2 protein-coding genes are annotated in these 3,238 nt (G+C 35.8%); both read right to left on the reverse strand.

Translation table 11 applies throughout. The features are described from left to right. Nucleotides 1–915: glycosyl hydrolase (locus tag ABFR62_13805; GenBank protein MEN8139493.1), on the reverse strand; the 915-nt coding region annotated here is incomplete at its 3' end. 7 nt (nucleotides 916–922) lie between these two features. After that, nucleotides 923–3,238 (reverse strand): alpha-N-acetylglucosaminidase TIM-barrel domain-containing protein (locus ABFR62_13810; protein MEN8139494.1); only part of this gene is annotated, 2,316 nt, incomplete at its 5' end.

Here is a 3,238-nt window from a genome sequence, read left to right on the forward strand (position 1 = left end):
TGCAGGCAGGTACTTTATTAAATCATATCCTTTTTCCTCTTCAAATTTTTCAAATAATCCATCCGACCATTTTATCCCTTTCGAGTGGTAAGGAAGTTCGAAGCTATCACTAAATAATGTTTCTACGGTTTTACCAAATTCATCGCCAACTGCTGCTTTATATTTTACTCCCAGATAGGAGATAAATTTTTCCATCGATGTTTTACTGAAATGGTTAACGGCATAATCGTTTTTATGTACAACCAACCAAAAACTCATTATCCTCCAGTTACCATTAGGCACTTTCCAGTTAAGAGATTTGTTTTCAACTTTATCGCTAAGATCTATAAGTGAGTTAACATCAATAATTCCATTGCTCACTTTTCCCGCTATAACTGCTAAAAGTTTTTCGTCACCTATTAACTTCTTTTGTTTGATTTCCCACGAGTTAGTTTTTTTCATCAAATCGAGGGGAAGTTTCTGTTCAAATTTACGGGGGCCTGTTACATTAATGAAAGTAGGAAGCATGTCTCGCGATTTATCCTCATCTGCAATTCCGGGATAACCCATTACCCATCCTGGACCGCCAAAGTTAAACGACACTTTCATTTTCAGGCGTTTTGCTTCTTTTACAGTATGTTTTAGCAACTCGAAATACTCATCAGACAGGTATTTGATATTACCTTTTTCATAAACCGGATTCATGCTTATTTGCTCAACCCCTTTAATACCGTGAGAACTCATCTGTTCGAGTTCATATGTGATATTTTCTTTGGTTTGTGCACTTCCGGGCCACCACCAACGTGTATGTGGCCAATACTCAGCTGGTGGATTTTTAAAACTTTCGACATGTATTGACATGAATTCTTGCGCTACAGTCATACTTGATCCAAGCGAAAATAGAATAGTAAAAAAAGTGAGAAGTATTTTTTTCATATGCATTCTATTTCAAAAGGTTATTATGAAACAACACCTTCTTCGGTACTTTTTCTTCTTTAATACCAGACCTCTTCCATCTTAAGTTGAGAGCCTTACCTCCACCTGTCTGAAAATACAGCAATCTTAATTTGTGATATCCTTTTTTCAAAGCAACTGCACCTTCAACTGTAAGTGCTCCATGCTGACCATCATTATTTACTATAAGATTATCATCAATAAACAAGCGACTTCCATCATTTGAAATTAATAAAAATGAGTAAATATCTGTTTTAGAGATTTTGATATATCCTTCATAAATCAGAGCAAATTTCTCGGGAAGAGCCTCTTCCTCATGAGGAAATACTATATCATTTATTTTTCCTGATTTTATAGGTTCGAGTGTTTCCATCTCCCGTACAGAAAATATTTCTTCGGATAATTCAAAATACTGATATTCAAGACCCGGTTCAGCACCTTTTATTTTTGTATTGGGAATAGGATCAACCTTTGTGTACTGCGCCTGATATTCAGGGCTTTCATTTCCATTGATATCGTATTCTTTTATCCTTAACAAGGTGGTTTCCCGTAATACTATATGTTTTTTGAAAAGCTTAGAGTTTTTCCCGGGCACAGAACCATCTATAGTATATCTTATTTCTGAATCGGGTAATCCCTTTAATACAACATGCGTTTTACCAATAAATATTTTATCTGTAATACCCTCTATATCCGGCCACAAATATTTTTCAAAATTGTATTTCTTCCACAAATAATCACTTATTCCATAAAAATCGCCTGTTGGCAATGTGGAAAATTCCTTCTTCGAATTTGCCCAATCCAATTCCCAATCAATAATGCTTTGGTTCACTTTTTTATAATTGAAAGGAAGTTGATTTTTCAATGAAAAAACTAATGAGTCTGTAAACATTTTCCATCTGGGCTGATAAAAGTTGGATAACATTCCTGCCCACATTCTGTTTGAATAATCCCTCAGAGAACCTGTTGTTCCCCAAAGAGTAATAAACCTCCGGGCATTCCATTCATAAAGTTCCGATTCATCGTTTGTTCTTCCCCACCTTTTTGCGTCCTCTAACCAATTGCCCAATAAAAATTTTGGATGAGATGCCGCCAATTTATCCATATCATTAATAATTTCCAGCATCTTTTCAGATTCCATTCTCAGTTTATCTATCTCTTCAGAATGATAGGCATTAATAAGTTTTTCATGCTGTATTTGACTTTCACATGCCAGTACTTGCATCCCCACACTTGTTAAATCATATGTATACGTTTCTACACTTTTTAAGCTGTCGCCTGCCAATATCAATTCCTGATAAGCCTCAACCAAAATTTTATAATCGAATGGGAAACCTTTCTTAAAATAGAGTCGTGGCGATTGAACAGCACTCATAAATGTTTTATAATCTACAGAATCATTATACACCGATTCCAGTAGTAATTCCCAAGCTTTTTGTGCATGGTAATTATCTAAGCCATATCGGGATTTCACATAGGTCTGAGTCCACTCATTTACATTTACAGGATCCGAATGCCATGGCAATTCTGTCAGGTATTCGTAAACAATCGGATTTCCTTCAAATGCTTCGTTAACAAAACCTATACCGGATAATTCACCTTTGCTATCGGAAGTTAGTACTGATTCGAATTTAGTATTAATAGTGTTTAATGATCCGTGTAAATCTGTATTTCCACCAAATGACTGGATATTACACCACAACCAAGGCTTTCCATAAAAAGCATCCGTCTGCCGCCAAACTTCATTTTTTTCACAAAACAGATCCAATATCAAGATATTTTTGTTTGGAATGTCCTCTAAAAATGCCTTAATACGATTCTGCGACCAAAACTCTTTTTTATAATCGAAAGTCCAACCCTGCAATATCCATTTCGCATTAGGATTAGAAAAAGTGATACCTTTTAGAATTGATTGGGAAGCTTTCTTCAAATACTCCTCATCGCCACTGGCCGGTAACATCTCATTATAACTATCTGAGGCATAATATTGAGAAACACCAAATAACTTTGTCTGCTCTTCCATATATATTTTAGCCATTTCATTAAATTCGGGAGATGATGGTTCTAACATTACGGTTTCCCACTCCTGCCAATGTAATGGACTAACAACCGAATCATTATATGTTTCGGCAAATTTTGCAGGAATATGACCGGTAAACCCTTGTAAAACCGGATTCATTCCCAACTCTCTTTCCCTTTTTAAAATTCTCTTCTGCAGCTCTTCATGCTCCTGAATCCAATTTTCTGATAATGGACCTCCCCAACCATCGAGATTCCCCATCCAACTAAAAGGTAAATAAGGTGG

Source organism: Bacteroidota bacterium, assembly GCA_039714315.1.
Classification (GTDB): Bacteria; Bacteroidota; Bacteroidia; order Flavobacteriales; family JADGDT01; genus JADGDT01.